Genomic DNA, 21,257 nt, shown 5'->3' on the forward strand with positions numbered 1-21,257 from the left:
GAAGCAACCGAGAGGCACATTCCGCTTACCGCCGCCACGCGAGCGAGGTGAGCGCGCGTCGGCGACACGCCGCGCTCCGGCGCGGAGGTGCGGCGTGCCCCGCGTCAAGGCGACAGCCGCGAAGTTGACACCCACAGGATCTCGGCACGTACGATGCGCGGCGGGGAGCGACTCCGTGGCGGACGAGCCGTCGCGGCGGGGAGGATGGAAATGCGAATCGGCCGAGGCGATGCGGGCCGGCCTCGCATCCTGGAGAGTGGCGTGTGCGCGGGGACCCTCGGGGCCGCCGGGCGCCGCGGTGCGTCCTCCGTCGGGCTCAGGGCGCGCGGGACCCAGAGCGGCCGGCCGTGACGCGCCCCGTCGTCATGGCGCTCGCCGCCGTCGCGCTCGCCGCCTGCGCTCCTGCACCGGGCGTCGGCGCGCCGCAGCCGATCCAGGTCCCCACGGGCCCCGCGGAGCACTTCTCCACGCTCGCCCAGAACGTCCTCGTCCCCCGCTGCGCCACCGCCTCCTGCCACGCCGGCACGTCCCCGCCGGCCTACCCCCCGCTCGACGAGGATCTCGCCTACGGCGCGCTCGTGGGCGGCGCGGGCCGCGGCGTGCAGTCGCAGCAGGCACCTCTGAACCTCGTCGAGCCCTTCGATCCCGCGAGCAGCTACCTCGTCATGAAGCTGCGCGGCACCGCCGGTGACGTCGGCGGGGTCGCGAGCCCGATGCCGATCGGCGACGCCGCGCTCGACGAGGCCGACATCCAGGCGATCGAGGCGTGGATCGCGAACGGAGCGCCGAATGACTAGCCGCAGCGCACCCCGGCGGATCGCGGCCGCCGCCGCGCTCGCCCTCACCGCCGCGCTGCTCGCCGGGGCGCGGCCCGCGCGCGCCGGCGGCGACAACGTGATCGTCTCCGGGTCCGTCTACGTCGACTACTGGGGCATCGAGCGGCGCGACATCGCCGCGCGCACGCCGCGGAGCATCTCGCCGGACGCGTCGCTGAAGGTGCAGGTCGACGTCCACGACGACCTGGCCTTCTCCGCCAAGGCCTGCTTCAGCTGTCACGGCATCGACCTCGAGCACGCCTACCTCGACTACACGCCGAAGACCTGGTTCAACGTCCAGGTCGGGCGCATCGCGGTGCCGTTCGGTGAATACGCGAACCGGGTCGATCAGTCCGGACACAAGACCGCGTCCGCGCCGCTCATCTACGACATGGGGCGGATGGCGTACGGCGAGAAGAACGCGATGAACCTCGGCGTCATCCCCCAGCCCTACTCCGACACCGGCGCCCTGCTGTACGGGATCACCTGGCTCGGCGAGAGCCTGCAGGTCTGGTACGGGCTCTACGGCGTCGCGGGGATGCGCGGCTCGAACGACCTCGACTTCACGTCGCTGCGCACCGTCTACTACACCGACAACAACGACCAGCCCGCGGGCGGCGCCCGGGTCGCCGTCACCTGGGCCTCCTCCGGCAAGGGGTTCTTCGGCGACGTGAGCGTCGGCGCGTCCGCCACCGGCGGCCGCTACGACCGCGCGGCGAAGCTCGACTACGCCGCGGTCGGAGCGGATGCGTCCATGAAGCTCGGCCCGGTCACGTTCCGCGGCGAGTACGCGGCGCGGCGCACCGACGTCGACACCTCGGCGAACGGCTACAAGTGGGCGATCGTCGACCCCTTCGTCGTCAAGGAAGGGTGGTACGGCGAGATCGAGCACCCGCTCGGCAAGCACGTGGACATGGTCTACCGCTACGACGAGCTCCGTCGTAAAGGCGTACCGCTCCCCGGCTCCATCCTCACGCCGGACAGCCTCCTCGTGCGCTACACCGCCGGACTCGTCCTGACGCCGGCGCAGGCGGTGTACGTGAAGCTCGCGTGGGAGTACTGGAGTGACGAGACGATGATCGGCACGCCCCCGGGCACGACGCCGTTCCAGGACTTCCACTCCATCCACCTCGGGTTCGGAGGAGCCTTCTGATGTCCGTCACGTTCGCCGCCGCCGCCGTCCTCGGGCTCGTGCTGCAGGCCGAGCCGGAGAAGGCGCCTCCCGACCCGCGCGACTTCGGTCCGGGCACCATCGACGTCTCGTCGTATCCGGAGGAGCAGGTGCGCCGGTACGAGGTGCTCATCTCGAAGTGCAACAAGTGTCACCCGGCCGCGCGCGCCGTGAACTCGCACTTCAGCTCGCAGCAGTGGAAGCGCTACATGAAGAAGATGCTCAGGCGCCCCAACTCCGGGATCAACGAGGAGCAGGCGCAGCGCATCTACGAGTTCCTGAAGTTCCGCGCCGAGAAGGAGGGCCTGGGCTAGCCCCGGACCGCCATGTTCTCCAGGTTCACCGATCGCACGAAGAGCTCGCTCCGCTTACGCCTCCTCGTCGCGACGCTCGTCCTCGTCGCCCTCGCGCTCGCCATCGCCGCCGTCGCGTTCGAGCGCGTCGCGCGCTCCGTGATCGTCGACGCGGTCCACTCGCACCTCTCCGCCCGCGCCGAGGAGGTCCAGGCCGCGGTCGTCCGATTCCAGCGCGAGCGCGCGCTCGCGATCCGCAACTGGGCCGAGGCGGAGGCGATGCAGATGACCATCGACTCCGGCGACCCGAAGTTCGCCGAGGACTACCTCCGCCGTACGATCCAGGACCAGGGCGGCACCATCTCCGCCGCGGCGCTCCTCGACATGGACGGCGCCGTCATCGCGGCCGTCCGGGAGGGCGCCGCGGGCGAGCGCCGCGGGCTGCCGGTCGTGACCCTGCGCGGCGTGGTGCTCGGTGACGCGCCGGTGAAGGCCGCGCTGGAGGGCTCCGCCGAGCTCGGCGACGGCGTCGCCGCGGGGACCGCGCCGCTCTCGCGGCTCGACCCGACCGAGGGCGGCGCGCTCGGGGTGATGGTCGCTGCGCCCGTGAAGGACTTCGCGGGCGACCTCGTGGGCCTCGTGGTGGGCGTCCTCTCGCCGCACGGGCTCTCGCGCCTCCTCGGCGGCATCGCCGGCGAGGACGGCCTCTACCAGCCCATCGTCGCAGACGAGGGGCTCACGCTCGTCGTCTCCGTCCCGAGCGCCGACGCCCGCAAGGTGCGCGCGCTCGCGGAGGCCGCCTCGGCCGCGCCCGGCGCGCTCGAGCGCGTCGCGCTCGCCGGCACCGAGCCGGTGCTCTCCGTCCGGACCGCGCCCGACGCGGGCGTCCCCGGCTGGCGCACGCTCATGGCGGTCCACGAGGCCGACGCGTACGGCCGGCTGTACTGGCTCCGCGCCATCCTCGGCGTCCTCTTCCTGATCGTCCTCGCCGTCGCCGGCGTCGCGAGCATCGGCGCGATCCGCCAGGCATCCCGGCCGCTCACGGACATCACCCAGTCCATGACGCAGGTGGCGAGCGGCGACCTGTCGACGCGCGTCCCCGAGACCTACAGGGACGAGCTCGGCCACCTCGTCCACTCGTTCAACGTGATGGTGAGCGAGGTCGAGCGGTCGCGCGACGAGCTGCAGCGCACCGAGGCGCTCCGGCGCGAGGTGGAGATCGCGCACCGGATCCAGACCGCGATCCTCCCCGTGGCGCCGTCGCTCGCGGGGTACGAGGTGGCGGCGCGCATGAAGCCGGCGGACGACGTCGGCGGCGACCTCTACGACCTGCTCCCGTTCGACGACACGTTCTGGGTGCTCGTCGGCGACGTCTCCGGCCACGGCATCAACTCCGGGCTGGTGATGATGATGGCGCAGGCGGCGGCCTACGCGGCGATCGCCGAGAACCCGGGCGGCTCGCCGAAGAACGTCATCGCCGCCGTGAACCGCGTCGTGCACGAGAACGTCCGCCGCCGGATGCAGCGCGACGACTACCTGACGCTCATGGCCGCGCGCCACCTGGGCGACGGGCGCTTCGTCGCCGCCGGCGCCCACCAGCCGATCTTCCTCTCCCGCGGGAGCGGCAAGGTCGACGTCATCGAGCCCGCCGGCCCGTGGTGCGGGCTCGGGCCCAGCGTCAAGCCGCGCGAGTACGAGTTCGAGGTCCACCCCGGGGAGATGCTCTGCCTCATCACGGACGGCGTCGTCGAGGCGCCGGACGCGCGGGGCGATCTCTTCGGCGAGGACCGCCTCGCCCAGATGCTCTCCGAGCCGTCCGTCAGCTCCGCGTCCGCCTCCCAGGCGCTCGCCGCGATCTTCTCCAGGGTCGAGGCGTTCGCCGCCACGCAGGCGGACGACATGACCGCAGTCGTCCTGAGGCGCCAGCACCATGCCTGAGCCGAAGCCCGATCCGCGCCAGCCCATCTACCTCATGCTGCGGATGAAGCCGCCCTGGGTCTTCATCGACGAGATCCGGCGCTTCGTCGAGTCGTTCTGCGCCTGCGCCTGCGACGTGGCGGTGAACCGTGAGTCGCAGCTCGCGCTCGCGGTGCACGAGCTCATGCAGAACGCGGTGCCGTACTCGCACGACGAGGAGGTCGACCTCGTCCTCGAGGTGGATCCCGACGCCGATCGCGTCGAGGTGGCGGTGACCAACCGCTGCACCGAGGCGGAGTTCCAGTCGCTCAAGGAGCGCATCGCGCGCATGAACCGCGAGCCCGACGCGCTCCGGCACTACCTCGCCGAGATGAGCACGTCGCCGGCCACCGTGCGCGGCGGCCTGGGCCTCGCGCGCGTCCGCTTCGAGTGCCAGCTCGAGCTCACCCTGAGCCGCTCGGGTGGCCGCGTCACCGTCCACGCTTCCGGCGCGCTTCGTGCGCCGGCCCTGAAGGTTCCCGGAGGAGCCCATGCCTGAGTTGCCCGTCCCGACGAATCCCCTGCAGGTCGCGGACGACAAGTACTCCGCCGTGCTCGCGAACGACGTGGAGGGTCCACGCGTCGTGTTCCGCGGCACGATCAGCACCGTCAACCCGGCGGTGATCCTGAACCCGTTCGTCGACGCGGTGCACGGAGAGCTCGCGAAGCTCGGGCGGAGGCGGATCCGGGTGGACCTGCGCGAGCTCGAGTTCTGCAACTCCTCGGGCTTCAAGGCGTTCATCCACTGGATCGAGCGGATCGCCTCGCTGCCGGAGGCGCAGCGCTACACGCTCCACTTCCTCTCGAACCCGGTCCGCAAGTGGCAGCGCACGAGCCTGCTCGCGCTCTCCTGCTACGGCGTGAACAGCGTCTCGATCGAGTAGCGCGGCAGCGCGCCGCCCCCCGGCGGCGCTCCAGCGACGCGGCCCGCTCGCCTCCCCGGCGGCGGGCCGCGCCGTTTCGACGCACCGTGACCGTGAGCGCCGCCGCGAGCCGCGAGCCGCTCCGGTCGGATGGGCGCATCCGAACGCCTGCGGCGCGCCATCCGAACGCCGTGCGCGCTTCCGTCCAGCCGTGGCGTAACCCCGCGTGACGCCGTGACGGGCGGGCGCCGCGCGCGTGGCGCGCCGCTTGCGATGTGAAGGGCCAACTCGCTCGCGAGGCCCTTCATGCCCATCGGAAGCTCGCTCCTCTCGTGGCCCCTCCTCCTCGTCGCCGGCACGCTCGGCGTCGCAGCGGGCGTCGGCGGCTACGCCTTCGCGTACGCGAAGGGGACGTCGTACCTCGGCAACGACCCGGCCACGTGCGCCAACTGCCACGTGATGTCCGGGCAGTACGAAGCCTGGCAGCAGTCGTCGCACCACGCCTTCGCCACCTGCAACGACTGCCACACCCCCGCCGCGCCCGTCGGCAAGTACCTGACCAAGGCCGAGAACGGTTACCACCACTCGATGGCGTTCACGATCGGTGGGTTCCCCGACGTGATCCGCGCGCGGGCGGGGAGCCGCGAGGTCGTCGAGGGCCAGTGCCGGCACTGCCACGCCGCCGTGGTCGACGCGATGACCGCGGGCGGCGAGGTCTCCTGCATCCGCTGCCACGCCTCCGTCGGACACCTCCGCTGAATCGCCTCACGTCACTCAAGGAGAACACGCCAATGACCCCCGAAACCGCCCCTAAGAAGCGCGGGCTCCTCCTCGCCCTCGTCGCGGGCGCCTTCGCGCTCGCCGCCGTGCTCGCCGCCGCCCTCCTCGTGAACGTCGCCGAGAAGAAGAGCGAGGCGAGGAACCCGACCGTGCGCGTGGTCGAGCTCACCGACGACACCGAGGATCCGGCCGTGTGGGGCAAGAACTTCCCGGCCGAGTACGACCTCTACAAGCGGACCACGGACATGGTCCGCACGAAGCACGGCGGCTCGGAGGCGATCCCCCACACGCCGACGGCGCAGGACCCGCGCACCGTGACGTCGCAGTCCAAGACCGACGCGGACCCGCGGCTCAAGACGATGTGGGCGGGCTACGCCTTCGCGGCCGACTTCCGCGAGGAGCGCGGCCACGCCTACACCCTCGACGACCAGATCTTCACGCAGCGCCAGGTGGTCGCGAAGCAGCCCGGCACCTGCGGTCAGTGCCACGCCTCCGTCTACGTCCCGATGAAGAAGCTCGGGAACGGCGACATCTTCAAGGGCTTCGAGGCGCTCAACAAGATGCCGTACTCGGAGGCGAAGCAGCACTTCAAGCACCCCGTCTCCTGCATCGACTGCCACGACTCGCAGACGATGGCGCTCCGGGTGACGCGCCCGGGCTTCATCGAGGGCATCCGCGCGTTCAAGGCCTCGCAGGGCGTGCAGAACTACGACCCAAACACGATGGCGACGCGCCAGGAGATGCGCGCCTACGTCTGCGGGCAGTGCCACGTCGAGTACTACTTCAAGGGACCCGAGAAGCGGCTCACCTTCCCCTGGTCGAAGGGCATGAAGGCCGACCAGATCGTGGCGTACTACGACGAGGTCGGGTTCCGCGACTGGACGCACAAGGAGACCGGCGCGCCGACGCTCAAGGCGCAGCACCCCGAGTTCGAGATGTGGAACCAGGGCATCCACGCCCGCTCCGGCGTCGCCTGCGCCGACTGCCACATGCCCTACATGCGCGTCGGCGGCACCAAGGTCTCGGACCACTGGGTCCGCAGCCCGGTCCTGAACCTGAACCGCGCCTGCCAGGGCTGCCACAAGTGGCCGGAGGAGGAGCTCAAGGCGCGGGTCGAGGCGATCCAGGACAAGCATCTGGAGCTCCGCGAGCAGGCGTTCGACGCGCTCGTCGCGCTCATCGGCGACCTCAAGGCGGCGAAGGAGGCCGGCAAGACCGACGCCGAGCTCGAGAAGGCGCGCTTCCTCCAGCGGCGCGCGCAGTTCCTCTTCGACTTCGTCGAGGCGGAGAACTCGACCGGCTTCCACGCGCCGCAGGAGGCCGCCCGCGTGCTCTTCGAGTCGATCGACGCCTCGCGCCAGGGCCAGCTCACGCTGCGCGATCCGTCGTTCAAGCCGACCGTGGCGGTGGTGACCATACCGCCGCCGCCGCCGGCCCCGGCGCCCGGCATCCAGCCCGCCGCGCTGACGAAGTAGCGCCGCGGGGGCCTCCGGCCGCGTCCCCCTGTCCGCGCCGCGCCGGCCCGCAGCCTCCCGCGAGGCGGCGGGTCGGCCGCCGGAGGCCCCCGTCTCTCCCCAGCCGCCGGAGGCCGTCGTGTCGAGACCGCAGACGCCCCTCGCCCGCCGCGAGCTGCTCGAGGCCTCCGCTGCCGCGTCCGCCCTCGCAGGGCTCGGCGCCTCCGCCGAGGCGCTCGGAGCCGTCGGGCGCCGAGGCCCTCCGGGACGCGCGGGGGTCGTCGCCGGGGTCGTCATCGAGACGGTCCCAGGCGCGGCGCCGCGCGTGGCGGCGCGGCTGCTGCACGAGCCCGGCCTCGTGCTCCAGGGCGGCGACGGCGACCGCCGCCTCGCGGCCGTGTTCACCGGCGCGGAGGGCGCGGCGCTCGAGGCGCTCGCCGAGCGGCTCGTGCGCTCGCACGAGGACGTCCTGGGCGTCTTCCCCACCTACGTCGCGAACCCGGTCGACGGATCCGGCGATCCCGGATCGGGCGGCGCCCGCCCGTGACGCTCCGTCACGCGCCGCGGTGCGTCGCGGCCCACTCGCCCGGAGCGGCGGCGCTCGCCTGGCCCCGGGCACTTGGGGTTCCCCGCGCGAGGATCCGCGCCGCTTCCCCCGCGGTGGCAGCATCCGCACGCCGCCGCCCCGCTGCACCCGCCGTCACGACGCCGGCGGCGACCCTCACCCTGGAGGCATCATGAAGCTGACGACACGCATCGCGCTCGCCGCGGCACTCGCGCTCCTCGCCGGCCCGGCGGCCGCGCAGAAGAAACCGGTCGCCCCGGCCGGCAAGCCCGCCCCGACGAAGGCTGCCCCGAAAGCCGCCGCGAAGCCGGCCGCCAGCGGCGCGTGCGTCACCTGCCACGCGAAGGTGAACCCGAGCATCGTGAAGGACTGGGAGCTGTCCCGGCACTCCAAGGTCGAGGTCGGCTGCGTCGACTGCCACGGCTCGGCCCACAAGACGAAGGACGACTTCGCGAACGCGACGATGCCGACGCCCGACACCTGCGGCCAGTGCCACGACGCCCAGGTCGCGCAGTTCAAGAAGGGGAAGCACGCGTTCTCCTGGGCGGCGGTGAAGGCGATGCCGACGTTCCACTACCAGCCGGTCGCGATCCGCGAGGGGCTGAAGGGCTGCGGCGGGTGCCACAAGCTCGGGCTCAAGACCCCCGAGGAGCAGGCGGAGCTGCGCAAGGTGTCCGGTCCCTACGGGAACGCCTCCTGCGACGCGTGCCACACGCGCCACCTGTTCTCCAAGGCGGAGGCGCGCCGACCGGAGGCCTGCCAGACCTGCCACATGGGCTTCGATCACCCGCAGTGGGAGATGTACAGCGGCTCGAAGCACGGCGTGCGCAACGCGCTCAGGCAGACGGGCGCGATCCCCGAGTACTCGGCCGCGCCGACCTGCCAGGACTGCCACATGAAGGAGGGGAACCACGAGGTCCGCACCGCGTGGGGCTTCCTCGCCGTCCGGCTGCCCTTCCCCGAGGATGACCCGCAGTGGAAGGCCGATCGCGTCACGATCCTGCAGGGGCTCGGCGTGCTCGACCCCTCGGGCAACCCCACCGGCCGGCTCGACGTCGTGAAGGCCGCCGACGTGGCGCGGCTCACGCAGGAGGCGTGGCAGGCGGAGCGCACGAAGATGCTGAAGACCTGCAACCAGTGCCACTCCGGCGAGTTCGCGAAGGTCCAGCTCCAGCAGTCGGACGGGATGATTCGCGACGCGGACCACGCCATGGCCGAGGCGATCCGCACCATCGCCGGGCTGTACCAGGACGGCATCCTGCCGAAGCCGAAGAACTACGCGTTCCCGTTCCCGGACCTGCTCACGTTCCACGACGCGCCGACGCCCGTCGAGCAGAAGCTCTTCGTGATGTTCCTCGAGCACCGCATGCGCGCGTTCCAGGGCGCGTTCCACGCGAACCCGGACTACGCGAACTGGTACGGCTGGAGCGAGATGGCGCGCGATCTCGTCGAGATCAAGGCGGAGGCGGCGACGCTCCGGCGCGAGCACGGGGCGGCCGCGCCCCAGGCGCCCGCACCGGCGGCGAAGCCCACGCCGCCGAAGAAGTGACGGAGCGGCGCAGCGTGAGGTGAAGGTTCGGGGGGAGGCGTCCGCGAGGGCGCCTCCCCTTCTTCGTCTGGATCCGACCCCGACCTCGACCCCGACCTCGACCTCGACCCCGACCTCGACCTCGACCCCGACCTCGACCCCGACCCCGACCCCGACCTCGACCTCGACCTCGACCTCGACCCCGACGCCGACCCGAACTTCGTCTCCGACCTCGACCCTGCGACGAGCCCCTTCACCCCTCCCCCGCCGTCCCCCCGTCTGCCCTCCCCACGAGCGCGGTCGCCGCGACGATCGCGATCGATCGGAAGAACAGCCCGACGACCGGGATCGCCAGCACCGCGCCGACGGCGAGCCCGAGCCCGAGCGTCTCGAAGCGGTGGCGGTCGGTGAACGCCACCTCCTCGCGCCACGGGCGCGTCAGGCGGTCCAGGAAGCGGGCGAGCGCCCCGAGCGGCCGCAGGAGCCACGACGCGCGCGCGGCGCGGCCGAGCAGGCGGGAGTACCACGGCGAGGGGCCGTCGGTGCGCGGGCCGACGAGCACCTCGATCGGCAGCTCGAGCGCGTCCACCACGATCCAGTAGAACGTCCACGCGCCCGCGAGCGCGGTGGCCTCGAACGTCCCGAACGGCAGAATCCGCACGAGGAGCACGAGCGGCGCGATCCCGATCGACACCACGAGCGCCTGGCGCAGCGCCTTCGCGCTCTCGGCGACGACGAGCCGCAGGTAGCCGACCTCGGCGAAGGCGTCCTCCCCGGGCGCGAGCCCGACGGCGCGGCGCGCCTCGAGCGCGACGCGCAGCCAGAGCCGCTGGAGCAGCGTCGGTGGCATCGAGGCGAGCCCGACGAACGTGACGAGGAAGGCGTGGAAGGTCCCCGCGGGATCGGGGTCGTCGGCTGCGGCGGTCGCGAGCGTCGCGAGGAGCGCGCAGCCCGCGAACGTGATCGCCGTCGGCACGAGCGCCGCGCGCCGGAGCGCCGGGTCCGTCGCGACGAGCCGCGTCGCCTGGAACACCTGCGCGACCCCGTACAGCGCGCGATCGAGGCGCGAGGCGGTGGGAGCGGCGGCCGGGTTCGCCGCGTACCAGGCGATCGCGCGCAGCGCGGCGCGCGGTCCGTCGAGCCGCGGCGCGGCCGCTGCGTCCGGCTCGCGCGGGAGCATCTGCCCAGGCGCGCTCATCGCGCGAGCTCCCCGAGGAAGCTCCTCCCCGTCTCGTGGCGCACGCCGAAGAAGTCGGAGACGGTCGCCCCCAGGTCCGCGAACGAGCCGCGCGTACCGAGCCCGCCGCCGCCCCGCCCCGGCGCGTGGACGAGGAGCGGCACATGCTCGCGCGAGTGGTCGGTGGACGGGGTCGTGGGATCGCAGCCGTGGTCGGCGGTGATCGCCGCGAGCTCGCCCGGGTGGAGCTTGCCGAGGATCCGCGGCAGGGCGCGGTCCATCTCCTCGAGCGCGCGAGCGTAGCCCACGGGATCGTTCCGGTGCCCGTACAGCATGTCGAAGTCGACGAGGTTCACGAACACGAGCCCGTGGTCCACGCGATCGAGGAGCGCCTCGGTCTTCGCGAGGCCATCGGCGTTCCCAGCCGTGTGCACCTCGTCGGTGATGCCCTTGCGGTCGAAGATGTCCGGGATCTTGCCGACCCCGAACACCGGCACCCGCGCGTCGACGAGCTTCTCGAGCACCGTCGGCCCGGGGGTCGCGAGCGCGAAGTCCTTGCGGTTGTAGGTCCGGACGTAGCTCCCGGGGGTGCCGACGAACGGCCGGGCGATGACGCGCGCCACCTTGAACGGATCGAGGATGCGCCGCGCCGTGCGGCACCAGGCGTAGAGCGTCTCGAGCGGCACCGTCTCCTCGTGCGCAGCGATCTGGAAGACCGAGTCCGCCGAGGTGTAGACGATCGGCTTCCCCGTCCGCTGGTGCTCCTCGCCGAGCCGCTGGATGATCTCCGTCCCGCTCGCGACCACGTTCCCGAGCACCCCCGGCGCGCCCGTCTCCCGCAGGAACGGCTCCAGGATCTCGGGCGGGAAGCCGTGCGGGTAGAGCGCGAGCGGCTCGGAGAGGACGATCCCCATCATCTCCCAGTGGCCGGTGATGGTGTCCTTGCCCTTCGAGCGCTCCGCCATGCGGCCGTGGAACGCCACGGGCGAAGGATCGGGCGGCACGCCGAGGATGGGGGTCAGGTGCCCGAGCCCCATCCGGCCCATCACCGGGAGGGCGAGGCCGCCGACGGCGCGGCTCGTGTTCCCGAGCGTGTCGGAGCCTTCGTCGCCGTAGGCGCGCGCGTCGGGGAGCGCGCCGCAGCCCACGCTGTCGGCGACCAGGATGACGAAGCGGCGGCGGTCCATGAGCGAATCCTAACCGCCCGGCGCCGGCGAGACGCTCAGAACGTGCCGAGCACGAGGTCCACGCAGGCGGACGCGCCGATGCGGCTCGCCCCCGCCCGGATCATCGCGAGCGCCTGCGCGGCGGTCCGCACCCCGCCCGACGCCTTCACCCCGAGCGCCTCGCCGACGACGTTGCGCAGGAGGGCGACGTCCTCGACGGTGGCGCCGCCCCCGCCGAAGCCGGTGGAGGTCTTCACGTAGGCCGCGCCGGCGCAGCGCACGAGCGCGGCGGCGGCGACTGTCTGGTCGCGCGTGAGCCTCGAGGTCTCGAGGATCACCTTCACCGGGACCCTCGCCGCGGCGACGACGCCGCGGAGATCCTCGAGCGCCGCCTCGTACCGCCCGGCGAGCACCGCCGGCAGCGGGAGCACGACGTCGATCTCCTCGGCTCCGGCCGCGGCCGCAGCAGCGGCCTCCGCCGCCCGGGCCGCGGGCGTCCCCTCGCCGCGCGGAAAGTCGGCGACCGCGATGGGCTGGACCGCCGTGTCGGCGAGCAAGAGCCGGACCTGCGGGACGTGCTCCGCGCGCACGCAGACGCCGGCGAAGCCGTACGCCCGCGCCTCCGCGCAGACGCGCGCGACGTCGGCCTCGCTCGCGGTGGGGGCGAGGAGGGTGTGGTCCAGGTACGGCGCGAGGTCGCGCGGCGTCCGGATCGTCGCCGGGTCGACGGTCCTCATCGGTCCTCGCCCGCGCCGGAGAGCTTCACGAGCCCGCTCGCCTCGCCTTCCGCCTCGGCCTCCCCGCAGCCGCCGTCCTCGTCCTCCTCCGCGTCGAGCCACGGATCCTTGCCGGTCGTCGCCGCGACCCTCCGCTGCAGGTCGCGATCGAGGAGGTGCGACGGGACCACGCGCTTGAGGGCGTGGAGGAGGTTGCCCTTCACGGCGCGGTGCTCGGCGGAGAGCTCCGCGATGAGCGCCTTCACCCGCTTGCGGCGCAGGTTCGGCTGCGAGCCGCAAAGGTCGCAAGGGACGATGGGGAACTGCATCGCCGCGGAGAACGCCACGATGTCCTCCTCGGCGGCGTACGAGAGCGGGCGGATGACCACGTTCCTCCCATCGTCGGAGCGGAGCTTCGGGGGCATGCTCTTCAGCGCGCCCGAGTAGAGCGCGCTCAGGAGGAGGGTCTCGATGAGGTCGTCGCGGTGGTGGCCGAGCGCGATCTTGGTGCAGCCCATCTCGGCGGCGGCGTTGTAGAGGACGCCGCGGCGCAGCCGCGAGCAGACCGGGCAGGTGGTCTTCCCCTCCGGGACGAGCCGGCGGACGACCGAGTAGGTGTCGCGGTGCAGCATCCGGTAGGGGACGCCCACGGACTGGAAGTGGCGCTCGACGATCTCGGCGGGGTATCCCGGCTGTCCTTGGTCGAGGTTCACCGCCACGAGCTCGAAGTCGATCGGCGCGCGCTCGCGCATCCGCATGAGCAGGTGCAGCAAGGTGTACGAGTCCTTGCCGCCGGAGACGGCGACCATGATCTTGTCGCCGTCCTCGATGAGCTCGAAGTCGCGGATCGCCTCGGCGACCGCGCGCAGGAGCCTCTTCTCGAGCTTCGACAGGTCGTGCATCGGGCGGACTCTATAGCAGCGATGCGACGGCCCGCGCACGCCGGGGCCACCGGAGATTTTCGTTTGACGCCACCGTCGGCCCTGCGATAAAGGCGCGGGTTCCGACAGGAAAAAACGAGGGGAGCATGCCTGCGAAGGACCTGGGCAATAAGCACATCTGCTTCAAGTGCGGCACGAAGTTCTACGACCTCAAGAAGGCGGAGCCGATCTGCCCGAAGTGCGGGGCGGACCAGCGTCAGAGCCCGGCCTTGAAGTCGCCTGCCCCCTCCGAGCGGCGCCAGCGGGCGGCCGCCCGTCCGGTCGCGCCTGAGCCGGTGGAGGCCGAGGCCGAGACCGAGACCGAGCTCGACGAGGACGTCGAGGAGGCGGAGGCCGACGAGGAGGTCGCCGAGGACGAGGACGAGCCGTAAGCGCCGGCGCCGCTCGTTCCGCTCGCTCCGCCCGCGGCGCGAGCGGCGACGGGCTCCGGCCGCTACGGGTAGGCGAGCTCCAGCGTCGCCGGCCCGCTCGCCGGGACGACCACCGTCGCGATCTTCTCCCCCAGCACCTCGTGCCACGCGATCGCCGTGTGGCGACCGGGCGGCACGCCGGCGATCGCGAAGCGCCCCTCCCCGTCGCTCACGCCGAAGTACGGCGTGTCCACGACGAGGATCCACGCGCTCATCCAGGCGTGCACGTCGCAGCCGACCTTCACCGGCCCAGGCCGCGCGAGCGTCCGCTCCACACGCTGCCCCGGCGTGGGCATCGGCACGTTGAAGGTGGTCGCGACGCCCGACCAGCCATGCACGTTGTGGAGGATCGGATCCCCGTTCAGGAGGGCGAGCGTCGAGCCGACGGGGGCAGCCTGGACGTGCGGGACGAACCGGCAGCCGCGCTGGTCGAGCGTGACGGCGCGCGGCTCCTCCTTCGCCCCCGGAGCCACGATCCGCACGATCACGTTCGCGAGCCCGCCCTTGGAGACGAGCACCGACTCGTCGGCCGCGGCCTCGCCACAGGCGGCGCGATCCTTGGTGACGGGCTGCGGGGGACGCGCTGGGGGCGTCCCCTGATAGCGGACCTGGCCGCGGACGTCGTCTCCTCGGGCGCGCGCGGGCGCGACGAGGACGGCGGCGAGGAGGAGGGTCGCGGCGACGGGGAGCGGACGGCGAGCACGCATCTTGGGGATCCCGGGCGAAGGTGCAACGGAAGCGAATAGTCCCGCCGGAGCACGGCGGCAACGTGCGCGTCGGGCCCCGCGTCGGGAGGAGTCCCGCACCGCAGCCGGACCCCGAACGCGACGTTGACCCCCGGGCGAGCCGTCGCTAGGTCCCACTCGCCTGCACTCCCGCAGGCCAACCGGGACCTCCGTGACGATCGCCACCGCCCCTGCCCGCGCGCGCTCCTCCCCCCTGCAGTACGCGAAGGACGTCCTCCTCCTCGCGAAGCCCCGCCTCTCCGGGCTCGTCATCCTCACCAGCACCGGCGGGCTCGCGCTCGCGCCGGGCGACATCGGCGCGGCCCGCGCGATCCTGACCGTCCTCGCGACCGCCGCCGTCGTGGGCGCCGCGAACGCGCTCAATTGCTGGATGGAGCGCGACATCGACGCGCGCATGCGGCGCACCCGCGACCGGCCGCTCCCCGCGGGGCGCATCGACCCGTTCACCGCGCTCGGGCTCGGGATCATGGTCCCGGTGTTCGCGCTACCCGTGCTCGCGCTCGTCGCGAACCCGCTCACCGCGGCGCTCGCGTTCGTGGCGATCGTCACCTACGTCGTGATCTACACGCCGATGAAGCAGCGCTCGACGCTCGCGCTCCTCGTCGGCGCCGTCCCGGGCGCGATCCCTCCGCTCATGGGCTGGACGGCCGTCACGGGAACGCTCGACTCGGGCGGCCTCGCCCTGTTCGCGCTGCTCTTCGCCTGGCAGCTCCCGCACTTCCTCGCCGTGTCGCTCTACCTGCGCGAGGACTACGCCCGCGGCGGCCTGCGCGTCTTCTCCATCGTGCACGGCGAGCGGGCGACGCGCGGATGGATCGCGGCGACGTCGGTCGTGCTCGTGCCGGTGTCGCTCGCGCTCGTGCCGCTCCACGTGGCGGGGCGGATGTACGGCGCCGTCGCCGGGCTGCTCGGCCTCGCGCTGGCCGCGTACGCGCTCGCGGGCATCGGTCGCGAGGGGGGCCGCTGGGCGCGGAACTTCTTCCTCGCCACGATCCTCTACCTCACGCTCCTCTTCGTCGCGCTCTTCCTCGGCGCGCGCTAGGCCGCGAATGCGCGCGCCCGCCGCCCGCCCGGCCACTCCCCTCGCCCGCCTCGCGATTCAGGGGGTGGCCGTCCGGCGCGGCGACCGCGAGGTCCTGCGCGGCGTCTCGCTCGAGGTCCGTCCGGGCGAGATCTTCGGGCTGCTCGGCCCCAACGGCGCGGGGAAGTCCACGCTGTTCGCCATCCTCGCCGGACTGCTCCGCCCGGACGCGGGGCGGTTCCTGCTCGACGGACGCGAGATCGCGCCCGGCGCGCGCAGCCTTCGGGCCGCGGCCGGGATCGTGTTCCAGGACCCCGGTCTCGACGGGAAGCTCACCGCGGAGGAGAACCTCCGGCTCGGCGCGGCGCTCCACCGCGTCCCGCGGCGCGAGGTGCGCTCGCGCGTCGCCACCCTGCTCGAGGAAGCCGGGCTCGCGGATCGCGCCCGCGAGCCCGTCGATCGGCTCTCCGGCGGGATGCGCCGCCGGCTCGAGCTCGCCCGCGCCCGCATCCACGCGCCGCCGCTGCTCGTCATGGACGAGCCGACGACCGGGCTCGACGCGGCCGCCTTCCGGGCGTTCTGGGCGCGGGTCGCCGCGCTCCGCCGCGAGGCCGGGACGACCGTGGTGCTCACGACGCACCGTCCGGACGAGGCCGAGCGCTGCGACCGGCTCGCCGTGCTCGCGCGCGGCGAGATCGTGGCGTGCGACACGCCCGAGGCGCTCCGCGCTCGCGTCCCGGGGGACGTCGTGGTCGTCGAGGCGGACGATCCGGAGGCGGTCGCCGCCGAGATCGGCCGCCGCCTCGGGCTCCGCGGGCGCGTCCGCTCCGACGGCGTCCACGTCGAGCGCGAGGCGGCTCACCAGCTCGTGCCGCGCATCGTGGAGGCGTTCCCTGCGGGGAGGCTGCGCAGCGTCTCGATCCGGCGCCCGACGCTCGCGGACGCGTACCTCGCGATCACGGGAGAGGCGCTCGAGGAGCAGCCCGCGGGAGAGGAGGACGAGGCGAGGCCGCCAGCGAAGGGGAAGCCGGTGCACGCGGTTCCGAGACCGATTCCGACCGCGACCCCGACCGCGACCGCGACCCCGACCGCGACCTCGACCGCGACCCCGACCGCGACCCCGACCGCGACCCCGACCCCGACCCCGACCCCGACCCCGACCGCGACCCCGACCCCGACCCCGACCCCGACCCCGACCCCGACCCCGACCCCGACCCCGACCTCGACCTCTCGCGCGCCCCGACTCCCCCTCTCGCGCGCCCTCGCCTTCGATCTCGCCACCATCGCCGTCCTCGCCCGGCGCGATCTCGTCCGCTTCTTCCGCCAGCCGTCGCGGCTCGTGGGGGCGCTCGGGCAGCCGGTGATCTTCTGGCTCGTGATCGGCTCCGGCTTCGGCGACACGTTCCGGATGCCGGGCTCGAGCGTGCCGTACCTCGCCTACTTCTTCCCGGGCGTCGTCCTCATGGTCGTGCTGTTCGCGTCGATCTTCACGACCGCCTCGGTGATCGAGGATCGCCACCGCGGCTTCCTCCAATCGGTGCTCGCCGCGCCCGGCTCGCGCGGCGCGCTCGTCGTGGGAAAGACCCTCGGCTCGGCCGCGGTCGCGCTCACGCAGGCCGCGCTCTTCCTCGCGCTCGCGCCCCTCGCCGGCTTCCCGTACGCGAGCGTCCACTGGCCGCTGCTCCTCGGAGCGCTCGCGCTCGCCGCCATCGCGCTCGCCGCGCTGGGCTTCGCCGTCGCCTGGGGCATCGACAACGTCCAGGGCTACCACGCGATCCAGATGACGCTGCTCGTGCCGCTCTGGGTCGTGTCCGGCGCGATGTTCCCTGCCCCCTCGGGCGCGGGCGCGCTCGCCGCGGTGATGCACGCGAACCCGGTCGCCTACGCCGTGTCCGCCGCGCGCCGCGCCCTCGGCGGCCCTGCGGCGCCGGGCGCGCTCGCCGGGTCCGCCGCGCGCGACCTCGCGGTCTGCGCGCTGTTCGCCGCCGTCGCGCTCGCGCTCGGCGCCCTCGCCACCCGGAGGTCCCCGCGGTCATGAGCCTCGGCGAAGTTCTCCCCAGCGTGAACGCGACCCTGAACGGCCTCGCGTTCGTCCTCCTCCTCCTCGGCTTCGTCGCCATCCGCCGGGGCCACCGGGAGCGCCACCGGGCGCTCATGCTCTCCGCCTGCGGCGCGTCCGCGCTGTTCCTCGTCGGATACCTCACTCGCATCGCGCTCACGGGCACGCACCGGTTCCCCGGCGAGGGCCCCCTCCGCGCGGCGTACCTCGCGGTGCTCACGAGCCACACGATCCTCGCGGCCCTCGCGGCGCCGCTCGTCCTGCGCACGCTGTTCCTCGGCCTGCGCGCGCGCTTCCCGGACCACCGCCGGATCGCGCGGGCGACCCTGCCCATCTGGATGTACGTGTCGGTGACCGGGGTGGTGGTGTACGTGATGCTCTACCACCTGGCGCCGCGGGCCGGCTGAGGCAGGAACGGGCTCACCGCGGGGGGCGCGCTGCGCTAGCATCGCGCCATGCGCCCCCGCTCCCTGCTCGCCCTCCCGCTCCTCCTCGCCGCCTGCGAGAGGCCCGCCCGCATCGACGTGGAGCCCGCCTCGCTCCGCTTCGGCCTCCGCGGCCAGACCGCGGCCGTGCACGCGACGCCGCGCCTGCGCGACGGAAAGCCCGTGCCGAAGGAGACCTGCCGCTGGTCGTCGTCCGACGAGAAGGTGGCGACCGTCACCGGCCCCGCCAACGACGCGACCGTCACGGCGGCCGGACCGGGGAGCGCGACGATCCGCTGCGCCATCGGCGAAGCGAGCGCCGAGGTCCCCGTGACGGTCCGGGTGGTGTCGCGCATCTCGGTGAAGCCCGCCTCGGTGGAGCTCCGCATCGAGGACGAGCCGCGGCCCGTGGCCCTGCAGGTCGAGGCGTTCGACGACGCCGGCGCGCCGGTGCTCGGACGCGTCGCCTATACCCGCTGCGCCGACGAGGGCGTCTGCCGCGGCGACGGCCGCGGCCAGCTCTGGGGAGTGAGCGCCGGCGCCTCGAACGCGATCGTCGAGATCGAGGGCGCCCGCGCCGAGATCCCGGTGAAGGTGGTGGACGCGCGCACCGCGGAGGGGAAGCCGAAGCGCGTGACCGGGAACCCGATGGACGCGATCGAGCGGGAGGTCCGGCAGCGGGAGGCGGAAGAGGCGAAGAAGAAGGGGAAGTGAGGGGGCGATCCGTCGCGACCCGCTGCGACCCTCGACCCTCGACCCCGACCGCAACGACCGACGCCGAGCCCTCCACCTCCCCCGCCCGCAGCGCGCCGCCCTACGTGGCGGGACCTCGCGCCCGCAGGCGGGCCACTGGACTCGGTAGGCACCGCCCCGACCCACGGACCGCAATGCAACGCGGTTGGCCACGGTCACCTCGCCCATGCGCAGCTCCCGCCCGCAGCCCCGCGTTGCCGGCGGCGTCTGGCGGACGGCACCGCCCCCCGTACCTTGTCCCCGTCCATCGTGGCCCGCCGAGGACGTGAGGTCCCGTCCAGGCGGCGCGCCACCGTGACCTCGAACGCGGGAATGCCGGATGCTCGCTTCCGCCTCGACGCGACCTCGACCCCGACCCCGACCCCGACCTCGACCTTCATCCGACCCCGACCTAGCCCGACCCCCGACCCGGCCTCGACCTTGCGTGAGTCCCGCCGGAGAGCTCCCTTGCGGATTCGATGTCAGCCCCGCGTGTACGCTGTTGGTGTGGCGCTCCGGATCCTGCACACCTCCGACTGGCACCTGGGCCGCGCGCTCCACGAGGAGTCGCTGCTCGACGACCAGGCCTGGGCGCTCGATCGGCTCTGCGAGCTCCTCCGCGACACGAGGCCGGACGCCCTCGTCGTGGCGGGCGACGTCTTCGACCGGGCGGTCCCCTCGGCGGAGGCGGTCTCTCTCCTCGACGATCTCCTGAACCGCGTCGCGGCGCTCGGGGTGCCGCTCCTCGCCATCGCCGGGAACCACGACTCTGCCGAGCGGCTGTCGTTCGGTGCACGGCTCCTCGAGGCGCGGGGCGTCCACCTGCGCGGCGCGATCTCCCGCGCGGCCGAGCCGGTGGAGATTCCTGGCAAGGGCTTCCTGTATCCGGTGCCCTACCTCGATCCCGAGGTCGTCCGCGGCGCCGAGGGCGACGAGGAGCTGCGCGGCCACGCGGCCGCGACGGAGCGCGTGATGGCGCGCGTCCGAGCCGACGCCGCGACGCGCGCGCTCCCGACGGTGCTCGTCGCGCACGCGTTCGTCCAGGGCGCCTCCGAGACTCCCGACAGCGAGCGGCCCCTCGCGGTCGGCGGCTCCGGCTGCGTCCCCGCCTCGTCGCTCGGTGGCTTCGACTACGTCGCGCTCGGGCACCTGCACGCGCCGCAGGAGGTCGCGCCCCGGGTCCGCTACTCCGGTTCGCTCCTCAAGTACTCGTTCGGCGAGGCGGACCACGTGAAGGGCGTCGTCCTCGCCGAGGTCGAGCGCGGCGCGACGCGGGTCGAGATCGTCCCGCTCGGCGCCCGGCGCGACGTCGTCCGCCTCTCGGGCACGCTCGAGGAGCTCCTGCGCCGCCCGGAGCTGGCGCCGTTCGAGCGCGCGCTCGTCGAGGTGACGCTCCGTGACGAGGGCTACGTCTTCGACGCGAAGCACCGGCTACAGGCGCGCTTCGCGCACGTGCTGAACGTCCTGCGCGAGGACCTCGCCGGCGGAGGCGAGGGGACGTTCGCGGCGCGCGTGGAGGGGGCCGGGGGAGACGATCTCCGGCTGTTCGAGGCGTTCTTCGAGACGGTGGCCGGCGCCACGCCCGGCCCCGAGCACCGGGAGGTCTTCGCGGGCGCGCTCGCGGAGATCGCGCGCAAGGAACGGGCGGCGTGAGACCGCTCACCCTCGAGCTCCAGGCGTTCGGGCCTTACGCCCGGGCGCAGAAGGTGGACTTCGGCGCGCTAGGAGGCGCCGATCTCTTCCTCATCCACGGGCCGACCGGCGCGGGGAAGACGACGCTCTTCGACGCGATGACCTTCGCGCTCTACGGCGAGGTCCCGGGGACGCGCGGCACCGGCCGGCTCCGCGCCGACCGGGCCCTGGAGGGCGCTCCGCCGAAGGTGGCCTTCCGCTTCCGGCTCGGGGACGCGGTGTACCGCGCCGAGCGCACGGCGGCGTGGCAGCGCCCGAAGAAGCGCGGGGAGGGGACCCTCGAGGAGGCGCCCACCGCGAGCCTCTGGCGCGAGGGCGCCGACGCGCCGCTCGCGACGAAGCCGACCACGGTGACAGAGAAGGTGACGGAGCTCCTCGGCATGGGCGCCGAGCAGTTCACGCGCGTCGTGCTGCTGCCGCAGGGCGACTTCAAGCGGCTCCTCTGCGCGGACGCCCGGGAGCGGGAGGAGCTCCTCCAGCAGCTCTTCGGGACCGGCGTCTACAAGGACGTCGAGGAGCTGCTCGTCCGCAAGAAGAACGAGCTCGAGGCGGAGGCGCGGCGGCTCGCGGAGCGGCGGGAGGAGGCGCTCGGCGGGGCCGCGCCGGGCGCGCTCGCCGATGGGGGCGGGGAGCTCGAGCGCCGGCTCGCGGAGGCGCGCGAGCTCGCCTCGCTGCGGGCCGCCGAGGACACGGCGGCGCTCGCCGCGCTCGACGCCGGCCGGCAGCTCGCGGCCCGGTTCGAGGCGC

The 21,257-nt window shown here is 73.5% G+C and carries 22 protein-coding genes; 17 read left to right on the forward strand and 5 right to left on the reverse strand.

All coding sequences use genetic code 11. The features are described 5' to 3' along the window. Positions 1 to 347 precede the first annotated feature (347 nt). The 10 genes from MNY62_RS18830 (at position 348) to MNY62_RS18875 (ending at position 9,446) form a co-directional block, all read left to right on the forward strand. Positions 348 to 797: a hypothetical protein gene (locus tag MNY62_RS18830; protein WP_242345813.1), complete on the forward strand. Its 450-nt coding sequence runs from the start codon at positions 348 to 350 to the stop codon at positions 795 to 797. Further along, on the forward strand, positions 790 to 1,968 hold the full coding sequence (locus MNY62_RS18835) for a hypothetical protein (RefSeq protein WP_242345815.1): 1,179 nt from the start codon (positions 790 to 792) through the stop codon (positions 1,966 to 1,968). The genes MNY62_RS18830 and MNY62_RS18835 overlap by 8 nt, the downstream gene beginning before the upstream one ends. Then, positions 1,968 to 2,300, forward strand: coding sequence for a hypothetical protein (locus MNY62_RS18840; RefSeq protein WP_242345817.1), 333 nt, complete (start codon positions 1,968 to 1,970; stop codon positions 2,298 to 2,300). The genes MNY62_RS18835 and MNY62_RS18840 overlap by 1 nt, the downstream gene beginning before the upstream one ends. 12 nt (positions 2,301 to 2,312) lie before the next feature. Then, positions 2,313 to 4,217, forward strand: coding sequence for a PP2C family protein-serine/threonine phosphatase (locus MNY62_RS18845; RefSeq protein WP_242345818.1), 1,905 nt, complete (start codon positions 2,313 to 2,315; stop codon positions 4,215 to 4,217). Next, positions 4,210 to 4,734 carry an ATP-binding protein gene (locus MNY62_RS18850; protein WP_242345820.1) on the forward strand — a complete coding sequence of 175 codons (525 nt, stop codon included), beginning with the start codon at positions 4,210 to 4,212 and terminating at the stop codon, positions 4,732 to 4,734. The genes MNY62_RS18845 and MNY62_RS18850 overlap by 8 nt, the downstream gene beginning before the upstream one ends. Continuing rightward, complete coding sequence (locus MNY62_RS18855) at positions 4,727 to 5,119, forward strand: hypothetical protein (RefSeq protein ID WP_242345822.1); 393 nt, start codon at positions 4,727 to 4,729, stop codon at positions 5,117 to 5,119. Before MNY62_RS18850 ends, MNY62_RS18855 begins: the two co-directional genes overlap by 8 nt. A gap of 285 nt (positions 5,120 to 5,404) precedes the next feature. After that, positions 5,405 to 5,857: a cytochrome c nitrite reductase small subunit gene (gene nrfH / locus MNY62_RS18860; RefSeq protein WP_242345823.1), complete on the forward strand. Its 453-nt coding sequence runs from the start codon at positions 5,405 to 5,407 to the stop codon at positions 5,855 to 5,857. A gap of 32 nt (positions 5,858 to 5,889) precedes the next feature. Further along, complete coding sequence (locus MNY62_RS18865) at positions 5,890 to 7,353, forward strand: ammonia-forming cytochrome c nitrite reductase subunit c552 (protein WP_242345825.1); 1,464 nt, start codon at positions 5,890 to 5,892, stop codon at positions 7,351 to 7,353. Between the two features lie 118 nt (positions 7,354 to 7,471). Continuing rightward, entirely contained in the window at positions 7,472 to 7,879 is a 408-nt protein-coding gene (locus MNY62_RS18870; RefSeq protein WP_242345827.1) for a hypothetical protein, read from the forward strand. A 190-nt stretch (positions 7,880 to 8,069) separates the two neighbouring features. Then, positions 8,070 to 9,446 carry a multiheme c-type cytochrome gene (locus tag MNY62_RS18875; protein WP_242345829.1) on the forward strand — a complete coding sequence of 459 codons (1,377 nt, stop codon included), beginning with the start codon at positions 8,070 to 8,072 and terminating at the stop codon, positions 9,444 to 9,446. Positions 9,447 to 9,678: 232 nt separating this feature from the next. Here the strand turns inward: MNY62_RS18875 and MNY62_RS18880 are convergent, their stop codons facing one another. Genes MNY62_RS18880 through ttcA form a run of 4 tightly spaced genes read right to left on the reverse strand, consistent with a single transcriptional unit; the run spans position 9,679 to position 13,386 of the window. Then, complete coding sequence (locus MNY62_RS18880) at positions 9,679 to 10,623, reverse strand: hypothetical protein (RefSeq protein WP_242345831.1); 945 nt, start codon at positions 10,621 to 10,623, stop codon at positions 9,679 to 9,681. Next, entirely contained in the window at positions 10,620 to 11,789 is a 1,170-nt protein-coding gene (locus tag MNY62_RS18885; protein WP_242345832.1) for a phosphopentomutase, read from the reverse strand. The genes MNY62_RS18880 and MNY62_RS18885 overlap by 4 nt, the downstream gene beginning before the upstream one ends. Before the next feature lie 35 nt (positions 11,790 to 11,824). Further along, a complete protein-coding gene (gene deoC, locus MNY62_RS18890) occupies positions 11,825 to 12,505 on the reverse strand; it encodes a deoxyribose-phosphate aldolase (protein ID WP_242345834.1) in 681 nt (226 codons plus the stop codon). Further along, positions 12,502 to 13,386 carry a tRNA 2-thiocytidine(32) synthetase TtcA gene (gene ttcA, locus MNY62_RS18895; protein WP_242345836.1) on the reverse strand — a complete coding sequence of 295 codons (885 nt, stop codon included), beginning with the start codon at positions 13,384 to 13,386 and terminating at the stop codon, positions 12,502 to 12,504. The genes deoC and ttcA overlap by 4 nt, the downstream gene beginning before the upstream one ends. Before the next feature lie 125 nt (positions 13,387 to 13,511). On the opposite strand from ttcA, the gene MNY62_RS18900 reads away from it, so the two are divergent. Continuing rightward, positions 13,512 to 13,796: a TIGR02300 family protein gene (locus MNY62_RS18900; RefSeq protein WP_242345838.1), complete on the forward strand. Its 285-nt coding sequence runs from the start codon at positions 13,512 to 13,514 to the stop codon at positions 13,794 to 13,796. A gap of 62 nt (positions 13,797 to 13,858) precedes the next feature. Here MNY62_RS18900 and MNY62_RS18905 read toward each other — a convergent pair whose 3' ends face one another. Beyond that, entirely contained in the window at positions 13,859 to 14,542 is a 684-nt protein-coding gene (locus tag MNY62_RS18905) for a cupredoxin domain-containing protein (protein WP_242345840.1), read from the reverse strand. Positions 14,543 to 14,732: 190 nt separating this feature from the next. On the opposite strand from MNY62_RS18905, the gene cyoE reads away from it, so the two are divergent. The 6 genes from cyoE to MNY62_RS18935 all read left to right on the forward strand — a co-directional run. Next, positions 14,733 to 15,623 carry a heme o synthase gene (gene cyoE / locus MNY62_RS18910; protein ID WP_242345841.1) on the forward strand — a complete coding sequence of 297 codons (891 nt, stop codon included), beginning with the start codon at positions 14,733 to 14,735 and terminating at the stop codon, positions 15,621 to 15,623. A gap of 7 nt (positions 15,624 to 15,630) precedes the next feature. Next, positions 15,631 to 17,640 carry a heme ABC exporter ATP-binding protein CcmA gene (ccmA, locus tag MNY62_RS18915; RefSeq protein WP_279426704.1) on the forward strand — a complete coding sequence of 670 codons (2,010 nt, stop codon included), beginning with the start codon at positions 15,631 to 15,633 and terminating at the stop codon, positions 17,638 to 17,640. Beyond that, positions 17,637 to 18,068 carry a DUF420 domain-containing protein gene (locus MNY62_RS18920; protein ID WP_242345845.1) on the forward strand — a complete coding sequence of 144 codons (432 nt, stop codon included), beginning with the start codon at positions 17,637 to 17,639 and terminating at the stop codon, positions 18,066 to 18,068. Before ccmA ends, MNY62_RS18920 begins: the two co-directional genes overlap by 4 nt. A gap of 48 nt (positions 18,069 to 18,116) precedes the next feature. Beyond that, entirely contained in the window at positions 18,117 to 18,800 is a 684-nt protein-coding gene (locus tag MNY62_RS18925) for an Ig-like domain-containing protein (protein ID WP_242345847.1), read from the forward strand. 525 nt (positions 18,801 to 19,325) lie between these two features. Continuing rightward, entirely contained in the window at positions 19,326 to 20,471 is a 1,146-nt protein-coding gene (locus MNY62_RS18930; RefSeq protein ID WP_242345849.1) for an exonuclease SbcCD subunit D, read from the forward strand. Beyond that, positions 20,468 to 21,257: AAA family ATPase (locus MNY62_RS18935; protein ID WP_242345850.1), on the forward strand; the 790-nt coding region annotated here is incomplete at its 3' end. The genes MNY62_RS18930 and MNY62_RS18935, both read left to right, overlap by 4 nt.

The organism is Anaeromyxobacter terrae, assembly GCF_022690685.1.
Taxonomy (GTDB): Bacteria; Myxococcota; Myxococcia; order Myxococcales; family Anaeromyxobacteraceae; genus Anaeromyxobacter; species Anaeromyxobacter terrae.